20 protein-coding genes are annotated in these 21,960 nt (G+C 48.5%); 17 read left to right on the plus strand and 3 right to left on the minus strand.

Going from position 1 to position 21,960, the window contains the following annotated elements; genetic code table 11:
- Positions 1 to 2 precede the first annotated feature (2 nt).
- The 7 genes from mnmC (at position 3) to B067_RS0117995 (ending at position 9,424) form a co-directional block, all read left to right on the plus strand.
- Entirely contained in the window at positions 3 to 2,081 is a 2,079-nt protein-coding gene (gene mnmC / locus B067_RS0117965; protein ID WP_019531484.1) for a bifunctional tRNA (5-methylaminomethyl-2-thiouridine)(34)-methyltransferase MnmC2/FAD-dependent 5-carboxymethylaminomethyl-2-thiouridine(34) oxidoreductase MnmC1, read from the plus strand.
- A gap of 41 nt (positions 2,082 to 2,122) precedes the next feature.
- Positions 2,123 to 2,428, plus strand: coding sequence for a late competence development ComFB family protein (locus tag B067_RS0117970; protein ID WP_019531485.1), 306 nt, complete (start codon positions 2,123 to 2,125; stop codon positions 2,426 to 2,428).
- 99 nt (positions 2,429 to 2,527) lie between these two features.
- Positions 2,528 to 3,307 (plus strand): glutaminyl-peptide cyclotransferase, encoded by a 780-nt coding sequence (locus B067_RS20905; protein ID WP_019531486.1) that lies wholly within the window; start codon positions 2,528 to 2,530, stop codon positions 3,305 to 3,307.
- Between the two features lie 156 nt (positions 3,308 to 3,463).
- Positions 3,464 to 6,400, plus strand: a complete 2,937-nt coding sequence (locus tag B067_RS0117980) for an insulinase family protein (protein ID WP_019531487.1) — start codon at positions 3,464 to 3,466, stop codon at positions 6,398 to 6,400.
- A 46-nt stretch (positions 6,401 to 6,446) separates the two neighbouring features.
- Positions 6,447 to 6,806: a diacylglycerol kinase gene (locus tag B067_RS0117985; protein ID WP_019531488.1), complete on the plus strand. Its 360-nt coding sequence runs from the start codon at positions 6,447 to 6,449 to the stop codon at positions 6,804 to 6,806.
- 45 nt (positions 6,807 to 6,851) lie between these two features.
- Complete coding sequence (locus B067_RS0117990; RefSeq protein WP_019531489.1) at positions 6,852 to 7,616, plus strand: substrate-binding periplasmic protein; 765 nt, start codon at positions 6,852 to 6,854, stop codon at positions 7,614 to 7,616.
- A 551-nt stretch (positions 7,617 to 8,167) separates the two neighbouring features.
- Positions 8,168 to 9,424: an aromatic ring-hydroxylating oxygenase subunit alpha gene (locus B067_RS0117995; protein ID WP_019531490.1), complete on the plus strand. Its 1,257-nt coding sequence runs from the start codon at positions 8,168 to 8,170 to the stop codon at positions 9,422 to 9,424.
- A 193-nt stretch (positions 9,425 to 9,617) separates the two neighbouring features.
- Here B067_RS0117995 and nhaC read toward each other — a convergent pair whose 3' ends face one another.
- Positions 9,618 to 11,129 carry a Na+/H+ antiporter NhaC gene (gene nhaC, locus B067_RS20910; RefSeq protein ID WP_051083880.1) on the minus strand — a complete coding sequence of 504 codons (1,512 nt, stop codon included), beginning with the start codon at positions 11,127 to 11,129 and terminating at the stop codon, positions 9,618 to 9,620.
- 501 nt (positions 11,130 to 11,630) lie between these two features.
- Between nhaC and B067_RS0118005 the strand changes: the two genes are divergently transcribed.
- The 8 genes from B067_RS0118005 to B067_RS22390 all read left to right on the plus strand — a co-directional run bounded on the left by B067_RS0118005 (position 11,631) and on the right by B067_RS22390 (position 17,998).
- Positions 11,631 to 12,056, plus strand: a complete 426-nt coding sequence (locus B067_RS0118005) for an Lrp/AsnC family transcriptional regulator (protein WP_019531492.1) — start codon at positions 11,631 to 11,633, stop codon at positions 12,054 to 12,056.
- 52 nt (positions 12,057 to 12,108) lie between these two features.
- Positions 12,109 to 12,585, plus strand: coding sequence for an Lrp/AsnC family transcriptional regulator (locus B067_RS0118010; protein WP_019531493.1), 477 nt, complete (start codon positions 12,109 to 12,111; stop codon positions 12,583 to 12,585).
- Between the two features lie 339 nt (positions 12,586 to 12,924).
- Complete coding sequence (locus B067_RS0118015; RefSeq protein WP_019531494.1) at positions 12,925 to 13,839, plus strand: DUF4382 domain-containing protein; 915 nt, start codon at positions 12,925 to 12,927, stop codon at positions 13,837 to 13,839.
- 200 nt (positions 13,840 to 14,039) lie between these two features.
- Positions 14,040 to 14,615, plus strand: coding sequence for an RNA polymerase sigma factor (locus tag B067_RS0118020; protein WP_019531495.1), 576 nt, complete (start codon positions 14,040 to 14,042; stop codon positions 14,613 to 14,615).
- Between the two features lie 13 nt (positions 14,616 to 14,628).
- On the plus strand, positions 14,629 to 15,297 hold the full coding sequence (locus B067_RS0118025; RefSeq protein ID WP_020700329.1) for a hypothetical protein: 669 nt from the start codon (positions 14,629 to 14,631) through the stop codon (positions 15,295 to 15,297).
- 23 nt (positions 15,298 to 15,320) lie between these two features.
- The gene (locus B067_RS0118030) at positions 15,321 to 15,665 is read left to right on the plus strand and encodes a hypothetical protein (RefSeq protein ID WP_019531497.1); all 345 of its coding nucleotides are present in this window, start codon (positions 15,321 to 15,323) and stop codon (positions 15,663 to 15,665) included.
- A 111-nt stretch (positions 15,666 to 15,776) separates the two neighbouring features.
- Complete coding sequence (locus B067_RS0118035; RefSeq protein ID WP_019531498.1) at positions 15,777 to 17,099, plus strand: tetratricopeptide repeat protein; 1,323 nt, start codon at positions 15,777 to 15,779, stop codon at positions 17,097 to 17,099.
- 197 nt (positions 17,100 to 17,296) lie between these two features.
- On the plus strand, positions 17,297 to 17,998 hold the full coding sequence (locus B067_RS22390) for a VF530 family protein (RefSeq protein WP_240472887.1): 702 nt from the start codon (positions 17,297 to 17,299) through the stop codon (positions 17,996 to 17,998).
- Between the two features lie 13 nt (positions 17,999 to 18,011).
- Here the strand turns inward: B067_RS22390 and B067_RS0118045 are convergent, their stop codons facing one another.
- A complete protein-coding gene (locus B067_RS0118045) occupies positions 18,012 to 18,932 on the minus strand; it encodes a LysR family transcriptional regulator (protein ID WP_019531500.1) in 921 nt (306 codons plus the stop codon).
- Positions 18,933 to 19,048: 116 nt separating this feature from the next.
- Here B067_RS0118045 and B067_RS0118050 point away from each other — a divergent pair, with 116 nt between their 5' ends.
- Positions 19,049 to 19,624, plus strand: coding sequence for an NADPH-dependent FMN reductase (locus tag B067_RS0118050; protein ID WP_019531501.1), 576 nt, complete (start codon positions 19,049 to 19,051; stop codon positions 19,622 to 19,624).
- Between the two features lie 72 nt (positions 19,625 to 19,696).
- On the opposite strand, the gene B067_RS0118055 is transcribed toward B067_RS0118050, so the two are convergent.
- Entirely contained in the window at positions 19,697 to 20,560 is an 864-nt protein-coding gene (locus B067_RS0118055) for a LysR family transcriptional regulator (RefSeq protein ID WP_019531502.1), read from the minus strand.
- Between the two features lie 247 nt (positions 20,561 to 20,807).
- On the opposite strand from B067_RS0118055, the gene gcvT reads away from it, so the two are divergent.
- Positions 20,808 to 21,947, plus strand: coding sequence for a glycine cleavage system aminomethyltransferase GcvT (gcvT, locus tag B067_RS0118060; RefSeq protein ID WP_019531503.1), 1,140 nt, complete (start codon positions 20,808 to 20,810; stop codon positions 21,945 to 21,947).
- Positions 21,948 to 21,960: the final 13 nt, after the last annotated feature.

Raw genomic sequence — 21,960 nt, forward strand, 5'->3', positions numbered from 1 at the left:
ATATGCCCTCGCCCTTCCAACTCGATGTAGCCGAAATCAGCTGGCAGGACGAGCAGCTACCCACTTCCAGCCACTACGACGATATTTATTTTTCCAAGCAAGAGGGTTTAGCAGAAACCCACTATGTGTTTTTGCAGCACAACCAACTGGCGCAGCGCTGGCAACAACTAGACCCAGACCAACCCGGTGTCTTTACCATCGCCGAAACCGGCTTTGGCACCGGCCTCAACTTTCTAGCGACCTGCCAGCTATGGCAACAACTGGCCCCTAGCAGCTGGCGCCTACACTTTATTAGCGTGGAAAAACACCCGCTCACTAAACCCGATCTACAACGTGCGCTAAGCGCTTGGCCAGACTTAGCCGCCCATAGCCAGTTGCTATTAGACCAGTACCCGCCACTACTTCCAGGCCAGCACCTATTACAAATTGAAACAGCAATCAGCCTGCACTTATTACTGGGGGAAGCCTGCAGCAGCTTTGAACAATGTTTGGCGACAGCACATCCCGATTTTGTCCACAACCACGGTGCTAAAGTTGATGCCTGGTTTTTAGACGGCTTTGCCCCCGCTAAAAACCCCTCCATGTGGAGCCAGCCGCTATTTCAAACCTTAGCCAAACTCAGCCGGCCCGGTACCACGCTAGCCACCTTTACCGCTGCCGGCATCGTTCGGCGCGGCTTACAAGAGGCGGGTTTTACCGTCACTAAAACCAAAGGCTTTGGCCATAAACGAGAAATGCTCACCGCCGTGTTTAACGACTCCAGCGAGCAAGTGACGCAAGACCACAACCACTACAAAGCCAACAAAAAAACCAGCCCTTGGGCGCTGCCTCCACTGATACGCCGCCCGCAACATGTTGCCATTATTGGCGGTGGCGTCGCGGGCTGCAGCAGTGCCTATGCACTGGCTAAACGCGGCATAGAGGTCACGTTAATAGAAAGGCATGGGGAGCTGGCGCAAGAGGCCTCGGGCAATGCCCAAGCCATGCTGTACACCAAGCTCTCCACCGAGATGGGTACGCTCAGCCAGTTTGGCCTCAGCAGTTATCACTACGCCCTGCGCTACTACCGGCAGCTGAAACAGCAAGGCCTGCTCAGCGAGCAAGACTTAGACTTGTGCGGCTTGCTGCAGTTATGTTGCAGCGACAAACAACAGCAATGGCTGGCACAACTAACACCCCATTTTAGCGGTCACAGTGACTGGGTAGAGCAGGTCAATGCGCAGCAGGCCTCTGAGCTTAGCCACGTCGATTGCGCCTACCCCGGCTACTTTCTAAAAGGTTCGGGTTGGATTTCACCCACCCGCCTGTGCCAGCAACTGTGCCAGCACCCCAATATCACCGTGCTAACCCAGCAGCAGGCCATCAGCTTACAACAGCAGGCTCACGGCTGGCAGATACTGGGGCAACAACAGCAAAGCCTAGTCAGCGCCGATGCGGTTATTATCGCCAACAGCGTAGACGCGCAACAATTTGAGCAATGCCAACAACTACCGTTAAAGGCCATACGTGGGCAAATCACCGAACTGGGCCTGCAGCATTTTAAACAGCTGCCCCGCACCGTGATTTGTCATGAGGGCTATATCACGCCCGCCATCGCTAACGGGTTACATTTTGGCGCCACCTTTGCGATGGCCGATACTGATAAAAGCCTGCGCACAGCCGATCACCACAGCAACGTCAACAGCTTATATCATGCCTTACCCAAGCTGTTTGCCGGCGACCCGCAGCAGCTTAACCCGCAAGAATTTAATGGCCGCGCCAACCTGCGCTGCACCAGCCCCGACTATTTACCCTTAGTGGGCCCAGTGGCGATTACCGCCGATTTTATCCGCGATTATTGGCCTTTAAGCAAAGATGCCAACCGCAGCATTAAGCAGGCCGGCAGCTATTACCCCGGCCTCTACCTCAATATTGGCCACGGCTCTAAGGGCTTAACCTCCAGCCCCTTATGTGCTGAGCTATTAGCAGCACAGTTATGCAATGAACCCTTACCCCTGCCACGCAACTTGGTAGAGGCACTCAATCCGAGCCGCTTTATTGTTCGCGACATAATTCGCGGCAAGATAAATCCAGCCTGCTAAACTGCACACTAATAAGCCGATGACAATTACAGGAGTCCAACATGCTACTATCAGGTTTTAATTTTCGCGGCGGCACCCCCAGCGATTTTGATAGCATACACAACTACTACGAACCCTTGGTGCTGGAAGAATTACAACGCGTGCTAGTGGATAAAGATGTCGATAGTGAATACATAGCCGATGTCTCCTGTGTTGCCCTTAATAACTTGCCGCCACGCTATATACGCCACGATGTCGACATGATGTTTTACCTTTCCTCTGAAGAACGCAGCGAGATTAATAAAAAAATAAGCTTGGCTGTTAAAGAGGCTATAGCTTATGTTGATACAAGAACTCGTGCGGAATAAAGGCGAGCGGTAAGCGGCAAGCTTTAAGATGCTCGCTGCGCTGCGCGGAAGTAAAAGCACAGCGTTTCAATACTAGCCATTAAACAATAGCTATTTACCATGCCGTTTTTAGTTTTCTTACTTAGTTTATTATTAGCCAACGACAGCTTTGCTGATGATAGTTTCGCTGAACAGACGGTTAGCCAGTACGGCTATACTGTCGTCGCCCAATATCCTCACGACCCGCAGCTGTTTACCCAAGGCTTGGCCTTTGATCAAGGTAAACTCTATGAAAGCGCGGGGCGTTATGGCCACTCGCGTTTGACTGTACGTGAGCTGGCGTATTACACCGTATTGCAACAACAAGTGGTACAGCCGCAGTTATTCGCTGAAGGTATTACCCTGCTGAACAACAACGTCTACCAGCTTACGTGGAAAGCCGGGCTGGCCTTGGTTTATGCGGCAAGGGATTTAAGCCCCGTCGCACAACATCGCTATCAAGGTCAGGGCTGGGGCTTGTGCACCGATGGCCAGCAACTCATTATGAGTGATGGCAGTGATCAACTGCACTTTATCAACCCCGACAACTTCAACATCAACCATAGCATTAAGGTCACCGAGCGCGGCCAGGCAGTGACTAACCTCAATGAACTGGAATGGGTGGAAGGGAAAATCTACGCCAATATCTGGATGAGCTCACGCATTATTATTATCAACCCTAGCAACGGCCAGGTAGAGGGCAGTGTCGATTTAAGCGACTTGCTGCCCGCTGCACTGCGCAAGCGCAACACCGATGTACTCAACGGCATAGCCTACGACCCGCAACAGCAAAGGCTGTTTGTTACCGGTAAAAACTGGCCCCGGCTCTACCATATAAGCTTAACCGCAGCTAAGCCCTAGTAGATAAAGAGCAACCAAAGAGTCGCTAAAGCTTAGCGCCATTCCTTACGCCTACCGTAGATCAGCAAACAGCTAGCCATGTGCTATACCCGCGCCGCTATTTGACGCTACAATGGCCGCTTGCTTACCCATACACCACCATAAAGCGACCTACACATGCTCACAAAGCCACAGCAACACCCCGCCTTCGAATTGATACGCAGCCAGGCTATAGGCTCGCTTAATGTCACCGTGGAAGAATATCACCACAAAAAAACCGGCGCCGTGCACTATCACATGGCCGCCGACAACGACGAAAATGTGTTTTTGGTGGCGCTGCGTACCGTGCCCCACGACTCTACCGGTGTTGCCCACATACTCGAGCACACCGCCCTGTGTGGCAGCGAAAAATTTCCCGTGCGCGACCCGTTTTTTATGATGATACGGCGCTCACTCAACACCTTTATGAATGCCTTTACCAGTTCCGACTGGACCGCCTACCCCTTTGCCAGCCAAAACCGCAAAGACTTTAACAACCTACTTGAAGTCTATTTAGACGCGGTGTTTTTCTCGCGGTTGGATGAATTGGATTTTGCCCAAGAAGGCCACCGCATAGAATTTGCCGAAGCTGACAACAGCGACAGCGACCTCGTTTACAAAGGCGTGGTATTTAACGAAATGAAAGGGGCAATGAGTTCAGTGCCCAGCACCCTGTGGCAAACCCTGTGTAAATACCTCTACCCTACCAACACCTACCACTACAACAGCGGTGGCGAACCGGCCGATATACCCGACCTTAGCTACCAAGAGCTAAAAGATTTTTACCGCAGCCACTACCACCCCAGCAACGCCATCTTTATGACCTTTGGCGATATTCCTGCTGCCGAGCACCACGCCCGTTTTGAAGAGCAGGCGCTCAAGCGCTTTGAGGCCTTGGATATACACATCCACGTACCGCCCGAAAAACGCTACCTAGCACCGCTGCGGGTACAAGAGAGCTATGCATTTAATGAAGAGGGTAGCAGTGATAACAAAACCCATGTGGTCATGGGCTGGCTGTTTGGCGAAAGCTCCGATCTGCAAGCTATGCTGCGCGCCCAGTTACTGACCAGCGTATTATTAGATAACAGCGCTTCACCGCTACAACAAGCACTGGAAACCACCGACTTGGGTAGCGCCCCCTCACCGCTATGCGGTTTAGAGGATTCCATGCGCGAACTCACCTTTGTCTGTGGCTTAGAAGGCACTGAAGCGCGCCACGCCGAAGCGGTAGAACAGCTCATCCTAGCCACCCTACAAGAGGTCGCCGATAACGGTGTACCACAGGAGCAAGTCGAGGCGGTGCTGCATCAATTAGAACTACACCAACGTGAAGTCGGCGGCGATAGCTATCCCTTTGGCCTGCAACTAATACTCACCGCCATGGGCAGCGCCACCCATCGCGGCGACCCTATCGCCCTGCTCAACTTAGATCCGGTACTAGAACAGCTGCATGAAGACATAAAAGACCCCAACTTCATCAAACAACTGGCCCAAGACTTACTGCTCAACAACCCGCATCGCGTCACCTTAGTCATGACCCCCGACCAAGATCTGGCCCAGCGTCGCGATGTGGCTGAAGCTACCCGCCTAGCCGCCATCAAAGCCCAGCTGCAAGAACAGGACACGCAAAAAATCATCGCCCAAGCCAAAACCCTAGCCGACAGACAGCAGCAAAAAGATGATGAATCCATCTTACCGAAAGTGGGTTTAGACGACGTACCCGAAGATATACACATAGTCGATGGCGTAGAGAGCCTGATCGGTGAACTGCCTTTAATGAGCTATGCCCAAGGCACCAACGGCTTGGTGTATCAGCAAATTATCATAGAGCTGCCGCCACTCAGCGATGAGCTATTGGCCATCATGCCCTACTACACCAGCAACCTCACCGAGTTGGGCATAGGAGAGCAAGACTACCTCAGCACCCAATCACACCAAGCTACCGTCTGCGGTAGCATCAATGCCTATAGCACCTTGCGCGGCAGCCCCGACGATGAACAGGCTATTAAAAGCTACTTTGTACTCTCATCCAAAGCACTGGTACGTAACCAACTGGCGCAAGCACAACTCATGCAAGACACGCTACTCGATGTGCGCTTTGATGAGCTGCCCCGCCTGCGTGAGCTAATGAGCCAGCAGCGCGCCCGCCGCGATCAATCAGTCAGCAACAACGGCCACAGCCTAGCCATGACCGCCGCCAGCAGCGGCATGAGCCCACAGGCGGCGCTAAGCCATAAGCTCAGCGGCTTGCAGGGCATACAAACCCTTAAAGGCTTGGACCAAGCCAATCAGGACGAAGCCACCCTGGCCGCCTATGCGCAACAATTACAAAGCCTGCACCAGCATATTCTGGCGGGTAAAAAGCAATTACTGCTGATTGCCGAAGCCGACAAGCTAGCCGAGTGCCAACAAACCCTAGCGCAACTCTGGGGCCAGCACGCCAACCCCGGACTAGCAGCACTGCAACTGCCTGCCATTAGAGAGCAGCGCAAGCAAATTTGGGTAGCCAACACCCAGGTTAACTTCTGCGCTAAGGCCTACCCCACGGTAACCTCTAACCATCCCGATGGTGCAGCACTCACCGTATTAGGCGGCTTTTTACGCAACGGTTATTTACACCGGGTAATACGCGAGCAAGGCGGAGCCTATGGCGGTGGCGCCAGCCAAGACAACAACATCGCCGCCTTTAAGTTTTATTCCTACCGCGACCCACGCATAGTCGAAACCCTCAACGATTTTGATGCCGCCATAGACTGGCTGCTGAGCAGCGAGCACGACGAGGAACATTTAGAGCAGGCCATACTAGGCGTAATTAGCAGCTTAGATAAACCCAGCTCGCCAGCCGGCGAAGCTAAAACCGCCTTCCACAATACGCTGTTCGATCGTACCCCGGCCCAGCGCCGCGCCTTTAGAGCCAGGGTATTAAAAGTGACTTTAGATGACTTAAAACGGGTAACCGCTAACTACTTAAAACCTGAACTTGCCAGCCTGGCCATAGTCACACACCAAGGCACTAGCGATCAGCTGAAGGACTTTGCCCAGCAACAACAAGTCGAAATAATTACGCTTTAAAACATATTATTAGACATAACTTTTTTCTTTATAAGAAGGAAACACTGTGGCAGAACGACAACCCAGCAGCCTCAAGCGCTTAACCAACGCCGCTAATTACTCGCGTCAGGGCTTTATCCAGGCCTACCACGGCGAAGCCGCTTTTAGAGAAGAGGTCTATCTAGCCTTAGTACTCATCCCCTTAGCTTGCCTGTTAGATGTTAGCAGCGTGGAGCGTATCTTGCTGATAGGCAGTGTACTGCTACTATTAATAGTGGAACTGCTTAATTCAGCGGTAGAAGCTGCCATAGACCGCATAGGATCAGAGCATCACGAACTCAGCGGCAAAGCCAAAGATATGGGCTCAGCGGCGGTGCTGCTTGCCGTAACTATCATTGTGCTTACTTGGGGCATTACTTTGTTTTAAAATTATGGAATAACAAGCCATAGTTAAAAAGGGGCACACCGCAAGATGCTTAGCCGGTATAAAAACCTATTTCGCCATACGGCGATAACACTATGCATTTGCGCTTGCACCCTACTATTTAGCACCTCGGCTATCAGCCAACAACCGCAAATAGCCGTCTACAAGCTCAATGGCCTTATCAACCAACAACAAACCGGCAGCTACAATAAGCTACTCAAGCGTATACAGGCATTAGACGTAAGCTTTCATCTGCAATACAGCCCCATAATCAGAGCCAAACATAATTTTAAGCAACAGCTCGCTGACTGTATTGCCCCCTCCGATGAAGACGGTACGATTTTTAACTTCCCCACCATACAAAGCGAACCGTTTAACTACGCTAAAGCCTATATATTCACCCGCCATGACGATGACGCTATTGGCAATTTAGAGGCCTTAAAAGGTAAAAAAGTCGGTGTACGCACCGGCATGAGGTTTAGCGCCGAATTTGAACAACTGCGTAACAGTGGCTACTTCGAAGTCGAGCAGGTCAGAGATATAGCCTTAAATTATCGTAAACTCATAGCCAAACGTATCGATGCATTTGCCGCCTATACCCCCGACATATGGGTAATGCTAAAGAGCAAAGAATTGTCGCAATTACATTATGATGCTAGCCACGCTATGCAAAAACACCCTGAACGCGTGGTATGCCATGCCAGCCCTAGCAACCAAGCGTTTATAGACCAATTTAATCTAGCCCTACAACAACTCAAACAACAGGGCGAATTAAAAAAGATTTTGGGTATAGCCTATACCTTTGACAACTAACTTGGTTATACAGATACCGCGGCAACATTAGCCAACAGTGTTATAGCCAGCAGACGGCAACAGGAAAACGCAAGCGCTGTAAAAACAATAGCGAGACTCTTGGCTTACCCTCGTAACCCAAGCCTTCAATACCCCTTCCCCCCTACAACATTTGCCTCACTGTTACCCAAGTGGAAACACTGTATTTCTTTACAAAAGAATTACAAATAATCACAGACAATTGCATATAAAAGTCTTATTGTATGATCGTTCAAGTAAAATAAAGGTATACAATTAACAGCTGGCAACACTCTGCCACTAGCCGGTAAAGCAAAGCTATACAGGCGACAAGCAACAAAACCTGATTCGGCGATTAAAAACTTAGCTTTTTAGTCCGTTATTTCGATACTTACCTAGCACCGAAATAAAGTCTAATAACAAACAGCTATTACTATTTGTTATTAACCCAAACATGCCTAAACTTGCCAGAATAAAGGCAAGCCGAAAGCAGATGAACAATAAAGCCCAGCAGATAAGCAAAATAGGGCCAATAAGATCAGCAGGAGTGAAGTATGACCACGGTATTTGCAACAGACCAAGACGACTCAACTATCGTCGCCAACACTATGATAGAGCAGCAAAAAAGTAAGCAAGGCACCAGCCTACCGACTTACTTTTATAAGTCCGATGTGATCTACAAGCGTGAATTAAAAAAACTGTTTTTTAATAGTTGGATATACACAGGTCATATCAGCCAAATCCCTAATACCGGTGATTACTTTTTATGTAATATGGGCAATGACTCCGCCATTATTTGCCGCCACCAAGATAACAGCGTACACGCTTTTTTAAATGTCTGCCGTCATCGCGGCGCCAGAGTGGCCGAAGAGCAATGCGGTAATAAAAAATCCTTTGTTTGCCCTTACCACGGTTGGACTTATGACACCGACGGCACATTAAAACGCGCTAGAGACATGGACATGCTCAGCGACTTTTCCTGCGAGCACTATCCTTTAAAACCGATAAGCCTACATATTTTTCACGGCATGATTTTTATTAACTTTAATGCCGACGCGCCCGACTTAGCTAAACACACCGCACAACTAGAATCTACCTTAGGCCCCTACCGCTTAGAGCACGCCAAAGTGGCTGACAGTGAAACCTATACTGTGGCGGCTAACTGGAAGTTTGTGATAGAAAATTATTTAGAGTGCTATCACTGCGCCACCTCCCATAGGCAGTACGCAAAAATTCACACCCTGCGCGAGAAGTGGGAAAACGTTAAACAGCGGGTGGCCGACGTACACAAAAACTCCCCAGCGATTACCGGCTTAGGCACGGAATTTTGTGAAACCATTAGCAAGGAGTACACCGATTCGGAAGAGTTTGGCTGCGATATCTGGCACGACCGCTACGGCCTTTACGAAGGTTACCTAACCGGCAGCCAAGATGGCCAGCCGCTAGCGCCACTGATGGGCGACATAGGTGGCTTCGATGGCGGCGCTGGCGATTTTCAAATAGGCCCCTTCACGTTTATGCTCAATTACTGCGACCATGCCGTGCTGTATCGCTTTATCCCCCGCGGCCAGCATAAAACCGATATGGATGTGGTGTGGTTTGTCAATGGCGATGCCGTAGAAGGCAAAGACTACGACAAGGAAAAGCTCACCGCCCTGTGGCATGACACGACTATGGAAGATGCCTATATCATCAGCCGTAATGCCGAAGGCGCGCTCTCGGATTATTATGAACCCGGGCCTTTACACCCAGAGTTTGAAGAGTTAGATATGAAGTTCTTGCAATGGTATCTCAACAGCATGTCGGCCTAAACGGCTAGGCTAATTAGCCAGACATAAAAAAACGGGAGCCTAGGCTCCCGTTTTTTTATGTCTGGCTGATCCTAAAGCTTATTCAGTTAAATCCTAGGAACTAGGAACTAGGAACTAGGAACTAGGAACTAGGAACTAGGAACTAGGAACTAGGAACTAAAAGCATAAGTTCTGTAAACAACCGCGCAACTACTTATTTAACAGCAGGAATTGCCGATACCTCATCTATCTCAGGCTCTTGCAAAACATTCTCTTTCACTGCATTTTCTTTTAAAGGCGTTAATTTAAAACCGGTAAAACCATAAATCAAAGAGATGATGGGATTAATAATATTAAAAAAGCAGTAAGGTAAATAAGCAAAGGTTGCCACCCCTAAGGTGCTGGCCATAAAGGCGCCACAGGTATTCCAGGGAATTAACGGCGAGGTAATAGTGGCAGAATCTTCTAATACCCGCGAGAGGTTTTCGGGGGCCAAGCCGCGACGTTCGAATTCCAAGCGATACATACGGCCCGGTAACACTATCGCGATATATTGATCAGCGGTAATAATATTCGCTCCTATACACGAGGCGATAGTCACAGCAATTAAACTGCCAGTAGATTTTACCGAGGTCAAAACACCTTGCACTAGGCGAGCTAATAAACCCACTTTATCCAGCACTGCACCAAATATCATAGCCATTAATACCAGCCATACCGTATTTAACATGGAGGACATGCCACCACGTGTCAGCAAGTCATCTATAGAGGCATTACCGGTGTTAGAGACAAAGCCATCAAACAACACCATCCACACACCTTTAAACAAAGCCAACGCTAGAGGTATATCGGTATTACCCGCCAATTGATAAATTACGTCAGCCTGAAAAACCAAGGCAAAAACACAACCGATTAAAGTGCCTCCTAAAATAGTCGGCAGCGCGGGGAACTGCTTCATCGCCAGCACTAATACCAATAGCAAGGGCAATAATAAAATAAAATGGATATAAAACTGCTGCTCTAACAGAGCCAGCGTTTCTGCCATGGTATTAGCCGAGCCAGTGGGCGTATAAAACAAACCGAGAATGGTAAAAATAATCAAAGAAATAATAATGCTGGGGCCGGTGGTCCAAGCCATGTGTTTAATATGCGTAAACAAATCGGTACCCGCTACGGCCGGGGCCAGATTGGTGGTATCCGATAACGGCGACATTTTATCGCCAAAATAAGCCCCGGAAATAATCGCACCTGCGGTAATATCCAAAGGCAAACCCAAGGCTGCCGCCGTACCTATCAAGCCTATGCCTATAGTGCCGGCCACTGTCCATGAGCTGCCTATGCTCAATGCTACAAAGGCAGATATCACACAGCAGGCGGCGTAAAAAATACTAGGGTCTAATAAACGCAGGCCATAGTAAATCATCGTGGGCACGGTGCCGGATAATATCCAGCTGCCAATTAAGGTGCCCACCGCAAATAAAATCATAATCGCCCGTAAAGAAACCGACACACCATCGATAATGCCTTGCTCTATAAACTCCCAACTGAGGCCGTTTTTTATACCCACAATAATCGCTACCGCCGAGGCGAGTAATAAAGCAATTTGGTTAGCGCCACTGGATGAAGAATCCCCAAATAGAAAAACCGAGCAAGCCAATAATATAATCAACACAAAGGTTGGAATTAAAGCGTCAAGAAGACTGGGGGGGCGTACAACGTTGGACATAACTTTCCCGTACTAACTGCAGGAGTGAAAAACACTCATAGTGATAGCTATGCCAAATTAAATCGACCAATAGCTCTGTAATAAGCGTACCAGCATCCAGCAGTTACGATTAAGGCTTATAAATTATTAGTTTTTAGTCTGTGTTATCACCAGCTGTATTTTTTAGCAGACAGCCTAAGCCCTACACATGGGCTAATGCGGAAAAAGTGTACGAGGTAAACCGGTAACATTGAATGAGCTAAGCGAACAATTTGACCGTTAATTTTAATCAAAAAGCACACCAGATAGATCAAAGTGAAAAATCCTATACCCACAACCGACCTACAGACCACCACTACTGATCCGTAGTAGAGGCAACAGTAACTCAAAACCTCATAATTCCCTGTATTAATAGCGGCCCAGAGCGCGCACCAAACAATCATTTACATATTGACCAGTAATAGCGTATATTTTGTTCGTTCATTAGATCAATTTGATCGGCAATCCAGACAAAGGTGTTATATGGATACTCTAGACAAAAATCTATTAGCGCTACTGCTAGAAAATAGCCGCCTAAGTATCACCGAGCTAGCCAAGCGCCTCAGTGTCACTCGAGCGACCGTGCAGGAACACATAAGGCGGCTGGAGCGCAATCAAATCATTCAGGGCTATACTGTGCGCTTACATCCAGAGTATTTACAAAGGCAAATCTGTGCCAACGTACTGATAGCCGCCGATCAAAAAAAATTGAGCCAAGTGTCTAGGCAAATAGAGCAGATTAAAGCAGTACAATCCCTGCATTCCATTTCAGGGCAATATGATTTATGTGCGCAAGTACAAGATGAAAGTACTGAAACCTTAGACCAACAAATTGACAAGATTATTTCTATAGATGGCATAGAACGCACCCAAACCTCTATTTATTTAAGCCGAAAGTTTGATCGTTAATAACAGCATGACTATGCATAACATCAACTCTGATTACTAGTTAGGGCTAACTGTGAAACTCGACAAAATAAACCTACGCATACTCAACACGCTGCAAAAAGATGCCACTATTAGCAACCAACGATTGGCTGATGAGATAGGCTTGTCAGAAAGCGCCTGCCTTAGCCGAGTGAGAAAATTAAAAAAAGAAAATTACCTGCAAGCCCATGCCGCTAATATTAATTTAAAGAAAATCCCCCACGCCCATTTTATTGTCAACATTGCTTTAAAAAGCCAAGAACCAAAATTGGCAAGACATTTTCGTGGAGTGATAGACAGCATCCCGCAAATCACCTCTTGCTATATGGTGTCAGGGCAGTTTGACTATATCGTGCACTTTATTTGCCGCGATGCCGCCGAGTTTAATGAACTCAGTGAAGGCCTAGTACAGCAGGAAATTGGTATAGAAAAAATGAATTCGCAATTAATTATCGGCGAAATAAAACCCTTTGCCGGCTACCCTTTAGATTTGCTAATAGGCTCTGATTAAACCAGCGCCTCCCCCCAAAAACTCCATCATTCCGGCCTCCGAGCCGGGCTGCTAGGCGAACAACAGCGTTTTATGTGTTGAACGCCTGAAGAGGCGACCCGTAGGGTGAGCGTAGCGAATAATCCAGTAGATTTAGCAGCCAACCAAATCCCCCCCCCAGCCATAAACAGCCCTGTTGCACGGACAATTGACCGGCCAATTGTGACGGCCATCACTTTTTACCGATAAGCGCATAATAAAAGGAACCTTTGCTCACTCTTTACCGTGTTAGTTAGTATGGCGTTAATTGCCGCTAATATAAGCATCATATCCACCCATGATTAACTTTAGGTACATACCATGAATAAAATTTTTGCCTTACCCGCGCTAGCACTTTTATACACCTTAACAGCCTGTGACGGCAGCAGCGGCGGTAGCAGTGGCGGCGATGATGAGGCGCGGCTTTCCCTAGGCATTACCGACGGCCCGGTAGAAAACGCCTCAGCGGTAGTTATCTCCTTTACCTCCATAGAGCTAAAAGGCCCTGAAACCACGCTGATAGAGTTCGAAGAAGCTAAAACCCTTAACCTCTTAGACTTCCAAGGCGAGGATCGCTCCTTACTACTAGATGACCAACTGCTTGCCGTAGGCGACTACCAATGGATAAGACTGGGCGTTAACGAAGCCGACTCCTATATTATTATTAATGGTATACAACACGCCCTAAGCATACCCAGCAGCGCAAAAAGCGGCCTTAAATTAAACCGCGGCTTTACCGCCGGTGCCGGCAGCAGTAACAACTTCACCATAGAATTTGATTTAAGAAAATCGGTGCACGAGCAAAGCGGCAGCTATAAGCTACGCCCCACCTTGCGCCTAGTTGATAACTTAGACGTTAATAGCATTAAAGGCGTAGTAGCCGCCAACCTAGTCACCGATGTTGCTTGCAACAACGGTGATAATAATGACATGGGTAACGTGGTATACCTGTTTAGCGGTCACGACGCCGCCATTCAAGACATACAAGGCAATGATGGCGACCCGCTAACCTCGGCCACAGTAAGCTACAACAGTAGCAGCGAACAGTATCAGTTCACCCTAGGTTTTATCCCTGTAGGTGACTACAGCGTAGCCTTTAGCTGTGACGCCTCGCTAGACATCAACACCGAGGACAATAGCGCGGCTAACACACAAGGCAATGACGTGGTTAGCTTTACCGCTGGCGTTAATGTCAGCGTAACCGCCGACAGTGCCGCTAATATCACTATTAATTAATAGTTATTAACAAATAACTAAGCCCTATTACATAAACCGAAACACTAGGCAGCCAACTGATAAGGCGGCTGCCTCCCCTCTCCTGCTACAATGCAGCACCTACGCCTCATTAATCACCACATATCCCGCGCCAACAAAGAAATGTAACTATCGGTTATAAAAATGGAACCTTTTAAAGTTATAGCTCGTGTATAGGTAGTATGAGTTTTTTAAGCAGTCCGTCGCAACAACCAGCCCACAGCCAATTTGAACAATTGGTGCATCCGCACATCCAGCATTTATACCACCTTGCCCATCGCCTGCATGGCAACCAAAGTGATGCTGAAGACTTGGTACAAGATCTGCTTATCAAGCTATACCCACGCCTTGAAGAAATGCTCAGCATTGAAAAACTACGGCCCTGGTTAGCACGTATCATGTATCGCCTTTTTATCGATCACTGGCGCAAAAAAAAGCAACAGCCTGAGCATTACCCTCATGATGACGGCGAGCAAATATTGGCGCAAACTCCCGAGCCGACACTAGAGCCCGATCAACTCATAGATCAAACAAGGCTAAGCCACAACCTCAATGCCGCCATCAAACGGCTAAGCGTTGAACAGCGGGTATTAATTACCCTGCATCTTATAGAAGGTTATAGCCTTAATGATTTAGCCATGGTACTTGAATTACCACTAGGCACTGTTAAATCACGCCTGCATAGAACCAAAGATCAGTTGAAAAAAAGCCTCAGAAAAACGGAACCTTTATCCACACTTACGCGTGTTAATAGCTAAGGCTGGAGACATTATGAACTGCTTAGAAACCCGAAAAATCATACCCATATATATCGCGAGTGGTGGCGTATCCCTCGCTAATAACGAGCTCTTTGACCATATTGCAAGCTGCGAACTTTGCCTAGCTCACTACGAAGAGAGCCTACTACTAACAGGCTTAAACAATCTAGATAAGCCGATCATGAGCGCAGGCTTTGCCGATAAGGCCATCAAACAAGCTATAGAGAACCATCAACAGGCAAAACAGGAAAGAGCAGCGTCGTCTCCATCGCTCTATCGCCGGGTGGTGGCCCTAGTACTTATAGTTAGTTTTATGGGGCTAATACTGGTAAATCAAAATCCTGTCGCCCACAATGAAAAAATGGCTCAACTCAATACGGCCAACGGCACCGCCAGCAAACAGATTAATGTTGTTATAGACAGCCTCGCCGATAGGGAAAATACCACCGTTACCATAGAGCTGGCAGAAAATTTAGAGCTACAAGGTTACCCCAACCGTAAAACCTTAAGCTGGACTACCAATATACGCAAAGGTAAAAACCTACTAACTTTACCGGTATTGTTTAAGGACCATAGCGACAGCTACCTCACCCTGTCCTATGCCTATGGCCCCGCCAATAAACGTATACATATAGATGTTAGCCACGACAAAGCCGACCACAGCAAACAACCAACCACGTAGCGTGGACAATCAGAGAGAACAGCATGAAAATCACGCCACTAGCACTACTATTATTATTGCTCATTACATCGCCACTGGCGCTAGCTCAGGAGGACTTAGACGACACCATTTTTGTGGTCGATGAACTCGGCAGCCCCAACGACATCATTAACATTATAGAATTACCCAAATACATTAACAGCAACGCAGCCGATAACGCCTCGCGGGGCATCGCAAATGCCAATAAATCGAAAGACAAAGGCAGAAAACTGGGCCAAGATATGGCCGAAGACGCTAGAAACAAAAATTCAGCCGAAAAAATAAAAAAGAATACCCCTAGCAATAAAGGCCTAGGCCGACCGGAAAATGACAAAAATCCCAAAAAATAGGTAGAATACTCCGCCACAACTCGCCTTTAGATAAAAGTGCGAGTTTTTTCTATTTTTTACATCTGCTTTTATTTTTATACTTATTTTTATATATAGCTACCGGAACTAGCCTTGATAAAAAGATTACTGCTAAGCATATCGCTAACCCTAGCGCTAAGCCCTCTTACGTTATTTGCCGATGCCAGCGATGATTATAGAAGCGGTATTAACGCCTTCAAAACAAAAGACTATTCACAGGCTATACAGTTCTTTTTAAGCGCTAAAAATATAGCCGAAAAAGAAGGCACTAACACTGCAAGCCTCTCTGAAAAACTAGACTACAACCTAGGCTCAAGCTATTACAAAGCGCAGCGTTATAGCGAATCCGCCAGCCACTTTAACCGCCTTACCAACAGCAGCCAGTGGTCAGCTATGGCTCACTACAACCTAGGTTTAATTGCAGAAAAAACCCACCAGCCTTCACAGGCAGCGCAGCATTTTACGCTCGCCTATCAAAACGCCAGTTCTGAAAAAATAAAAAAACTCGCAGCTTTAAAGCTGCAACAACAAGAGTCGCTAAACACATCCTACCAAGCATGGCGCGGCATAATATCCGCAGCCGTAGGCCACGACAGTAATATCGCACTATTTCCCGATAACAATACCCACAAACAACAAAGCGATAAGTACCTAGAAGCATGGGCAAGCGCCGAAAATTATCTTAGAGGCAATTATAACAATGGCCTACATATCAACATCAGCGCGTTTAAACGCCATTATATGGATAATAGCGATTACAACTTCACCGGCTTTGACGTTGCTATCAGCCGCGAAAAACAACACACAACATGGCATAGCAGTAGCACACTAACCACAGCGGCCTATTTTACGGAAGGTGATATTTCATCAAAAATATTAGCTCTCGCATTTGAGGCTGAGCGGCCATACCGCGATATAAACTTACACCTAGGCAATGAAACTCAATACACACTGGGCCAATCTAGCTATGACTACATAACAGGGTGGAGCAATGAAACAGCTGCTTTTCTTAGCTACGACAGCAGCCAATACAGCATAAAAACAGGCTACCAGCTTACCGTCAATAACCGCAAAGATTTACCAATAGAGGATGATTTTTACAGCTACTCCCCTACCCAGCACGATTATTTCCTGCATATTAACTACCGCATAAATCCCCAATTATGGCTACAACTGGAAAGCCAATACAGCGTTAGCCATTACAACGACAGTAATAAAATAGTCGATAGTGACGGTAATACCCACAGTGAAAAAAGACGAGACAAAAAAATAAGCCATATCGTAAGAGCCAACTACAGCCATGGTAACCAGTGGCTTAGTTTTGTTGAATACAGCAACAACAATAAACGATCAAATATGGATTATTATGCCTATCATCGCTGGCAATTAAGCATAGGCATAGAAAAAACGTTTTAACGCTAAACTGCAGTTAAAAACTGCCTTATTCGGTACAGCCTTTCTTATATTTTTTACCACTGCCCCACCCCTACAACAACGGTTGTAATCGTTGCGCCCCGGTTTTTTTTCAAAGTGCACCCACAGGGCATTGAACGAAAGTTGGGCATGAACTGCCTCAATAAAGGGAGCTAGCAACCGCTACAAACAGTGCCGCAATGACTTTACTAGCAATACTGGGTAATATTGACGGTTATTGTCTTGGGGATACCCCCGGTAAATCACATAGGCCTTTAATGAGCGACATTCAAAAACCACCTGCTGAAGCCACTGCACCTAGCGCTCAACCTAGTTCTCAGCCCAGTCCTCAACCTAGCTCGCAACCTAACAACCCCCTACACGGGATTAAACTGGCGGACGTAGTCACCCAATTAGTAGAGCATTATGGCTGGGAGGAGCTGGGCCGACGCATCGATATACGCTGCTTTCAACTAGACCCATCCATTAAATCCAGCTTAAAGTTTTTGCGCAAAGCCGATTGGGCACGCACCAAAGTGGAAGAGCTATACCTCAAATCCAATCTCCACAAACAAGCACCCGTGTCAAAAGCCCCGGCCAAACCCAAGCCACAGCCAGCAGCAGCCCCCGCCAAAGCGGATAAGGCACCTGTAGTTGAAACTGTAGTTGAGGCTGTAGCTGAGACAATAATTGAGGCGACAGTTGAGAAAGCCGCAGCGAAGGTAACCGAAAAGGCCGCTGAGAAACCAGCCCAGCCAACCCCCGAACCCAGCCCAGCAGTGGTAGACGACAGCCCTAGCGCCGAAGAATCCAGCACCGCAACTAGCACCACAAGCAACAAAAAAGCCGCCACTAAGCCCCGCCGCTTTGGTGGCCCCAAAGACCCTAAGCGCTCGTTTTAAAACTCAGCCAGCGCTAAGGCTTACCCAACAATACCGCCTCATCCTCGGCAAAACGTTTTTTTAGAAACTGAGTAAAAGCCTGCACTTTAGTGGCGCGGTGCATATCGCCGTGGGTGGTCAACCACAGGTCGTACTGCCATTCGGCTGGGGGGTTGAGCAATGGCCGCAGGCTATTATCGCCACGGGCCTGCCAGCAATTAAGCGGCGCAATGCCAAAGCCCGCCCGTATCGCCGGCATAAAGGCGGTAAAATCACTTACCCGCATAGCAATTTGCTCGGCGCTTAGCGTCTCGTTCATCCACCGCATATAGGTCACCATAGTGAAAGGCGCAATCGTGCTAATAAACCTATGCTGTTGATGATCCTCCAAACCCTGCATCAAACCATTACGGGCTACATACTGAGCATTGCCATACAGGCTCACCGCCAACTTGGCTAAATGCTGCACCACATAATCGGGGTTACTCGGCTTTTTACCCGGCCTAATGCCCACGTGGGCTTCACCATGCTCCAACTTAAGCACCCGGCTTTCCGCCGCATACTCCAGTTTAATTTGCGGGTAGAGCTGACAAAACTCTGCCAGCAAAGGGATTAAATAATCAGACAGGCTATTCACGCTGGTAATCACCAAGGTACCGGTGAGCTGGCTATCGGTGCTTTGCAGCTGGCCTAGCAGCCTATCAAAATTATTCTGGGTATTTTCCGCCGCTTGGGTTAGCAGCAGCCCCGCCTCAGTAGGCACGTAACCCCGCGCATGGCGATGAAACAGCTTAGTGCCCAGGCGTTGCTCTAGCAGGTTAACCCGGCGCAGCACGGTGCTGTGGTGCACGCCCAAAGCCTCGGCGGCAGCGGTTAAGGTGCCACGCATAGCCACTTGATAGGCGATGTGTATATCGTTCCAGTCGGTCTTGTGTATTTCTTTGTGTGCGCTCATGCACAGAAGTGTTGCACAGATGCTATTTCTCTTCAATTTTACTTCTGTAAACTAGCCCCATCTAATCGGCAACAGCTGATTAAGCCAACGACCCTACAGACACAGGAAGCACCACCATGACTAAAATTATCGCCCTAGCTGGCAGCCTTAAAAATCAGTCCGTTAACAAGCGACTGGTACTCATCGCCGCCAAGGCCGCAGAACAAACAGGTGTAGAGGTGCAGTACTTGGATTTAGCCGACTTTAACATTCCGCTATTTTCTGAAGACTTAGAAGCCGAAGGCACTCCCGCCAACGTCAACGATTTAAAGGCACTGTTTGCCGGCAGCCAAGGCATTTTGCTAGCCACCCCTGAATACAACGGCTCTATATCAGGTGTGTTAAAAAACGCCATAGACTGGTTATCGCGCCCCAGCAATACCAGCAGCGATATAGGCTCAGCCTTTCACGGTAAGGTAGTGGGTTTAATGGCGGCATCACCAGGCGGCTTGGGCGGCATACGCGGCCTTAGCCACACCCGCGACATACTGTTTAACTTGGGCGCCATTATCAGCCCTGGGCAACTTGCCCTAGCCAATGCCTATGCGGCCTTTGATGAGCAAGGCCAATTAGTCGATAGCACCATGGCAGAACGCGTACAACAACTAGCCCAAGAAGTAAGCCGCCTAGCCACAGCAATCAACGCCACTTAAACACAAGGGTTTAGGCTTAAACACTATCGACTAAAGACTAGGAACTAGAGACTAAATACTAGCGACTATCTTTTAAGCCAACCCCGCCTTAATAAAGTCAGCCAACACCTGCACCACCGGGTTATCACCCTGGTGCAGTTGTTTTAAGCCTATACCTATAGTGCCCAATGCCGGCAACTGCTCGCAGGGCTCGATAATAGTGAGTGACTTAGGCACGGTGCTGCGAGCCAATACCGTTACCCCCAAGCCTTCATGCAGGGCCGCTTCTATACCGGTTAAATCGGAAATATTGTAAACAATGCGGCAGCTGCGCTTGGCCTGCCCCAGTTTTTGCAAGGCCCGCTGCCGGTAAATACAACCACTGGGGGCTGCCACCAACGGCAAGGTCTCTTGCAAATGGGCGCGGGAACCCTCACTGCCCACCCACACTAAATCATCGGTTTTAATTAAATCTTTTTGCGAACGGCGCTGCTGCGGGGTAACTCGATCGTGCAGGGCTAGAATTAAATCGTATTGCTTGCGCTGCTCATCGGAGAGCAGGTTGCGGCTTAAATCACAGCTAATATCCAAGCTCACATCGGGGTAGGTTTTGGCAAACCTGCCGATAATCTTAGGTAACAGAGTGGTGGCAAATTCGCTGGGTATGCCCACCTTAATGCGGCCACTCATTAGCGGGTTGGCAAACTGGCCTACCAACTCATCGTTTAGCGCTAAAATTTGCCGCGCATAACGCAAAAACATATCACCGGCCGGGGTTAGCTCTAGCTTAGGGCTGTTTCTGTTGAGTAGCGGGCGATCTACCAAGCTTTCTAGTTTTTTTATTTGCTGGCTAATCGCGGGCTGGGTACGTCCCAACTTATCGGCGGCAGCGGTAAAGCCGCCCTCATCATTAATCATCACTAATGAGCGCAACATATCCATGGGCAGGTTTTTCATGACCATAGTTTATCTTCCTCTATATCTAGATGAGATATCTAGATATGCTTAGTATTTACACTCGGCTATTATTTACACCCGCCCATTCTGCGTAGGCACAGCTGCTTAGCTACAATGCGCACTAGCTTAGCCCATTAGATTTTCTTATCCAACAATAATAATAATTAACTTCTGTTATATATGACCCAGCGGTAATATGCGCGCTCTGTATCCACCTGTCAGCAGCCACAAGGCTGGGAGCATAAGCATGTCAGATAGCCCGTCAAACAGCCCACTACTGAAAACACCACTCTATGATTTACACCTAGCGCTAGGTGCCAAGATGGTGCCCTTTGCCGGCTACGCCATGCCCGTACAATACCCGCTGGGCGTACTAAAAGAGCACAACCACTGCCGCGAACAAGCCGGCCTATTTGATGTATCCCACATGGGCCAAGTGCGCATCAAAGGCGCAGGCATTACCGAAGCCCTAGAAACTTTAGTGCCGGTAGACCTAGCCCTACTGCCCAAATTCAAGCAAACCTACGCCGTGTTTACCAATGAGCAGGGCGGTATTTTAGATGACTTAATGATTACCCGCCTGGCCGATGACGAGTTCTTCTTAGTGGTTAACGCCGCCTGTAAAGAGCAAGATATCGCCCACTTGCGCGCCCACCTAAGCGGTTTTGACATAACGGTAATAGAAGACCACGCCCTGTTAGCCCTGCAAGGCCCGCAAGCACGCGCCGCCCTAGACCAACTCATCCCCAGCGCCGCCGAGTTACGCTTTATGGGTACCAGCCCAGCTACCGTAACAATAGACGGCACAGCAGTAGACTGCTTTGTTAGCTGCTCGGGCTATACCGGCGAAGACGGCTACGAAATTTCTATACCCGCACAACACGCCACCGCCTTTGCACAACAACTGCTAGCCCTAGATGAAGTTGAGGCCATAGGCCTAGGCGCACGCGACTCGCTGCGTTTAGAAGTAGGCCTGTGCTTGTACGGCCACGATTTAGATACCAGCACCAGCCCGGTAGAAGCAGGGCTGTTATGGTCGATTAGCAAGTCCCGTCGCCCCGGCGGTGACAAAGCTGGCGGCTTCCCCGGTGCCGACATCATCCTAGATCAAATCGAAAATGGAGCCAGCCGCAAACGTGTGGGCTTAAAAATAAATGGCCGCGCGCCTGTACGCGAAGGTGCCGAGCTGGTGGACTTAGCCGGTAATAACATAGGCCGCGTCACCAGCGGCGGCTTTGGCCCTACAATAGGTACGCCAGTAGCCATGGGTTATGTAAGCACCGAACACGCCGCCATAGGCAGCCAAATTGCCGTATTGCTGCGTGGCAAAACCGTGTCGGTAGAAGTGGTAAAAATGCCCTTCACCCCACAAAACTACGTGCGTTAATTACTCATTTAAC

Source organism: Dasania marina DSM 21967 (assembly GCF_000373485.1).
Taxonomy (GTDB): domain Bacteria; phylum Pseudomonadota; class Gammaproteobacteria; order Pseudomonadales; family Dasaniaceae; genus Dasania; species Dasania marina.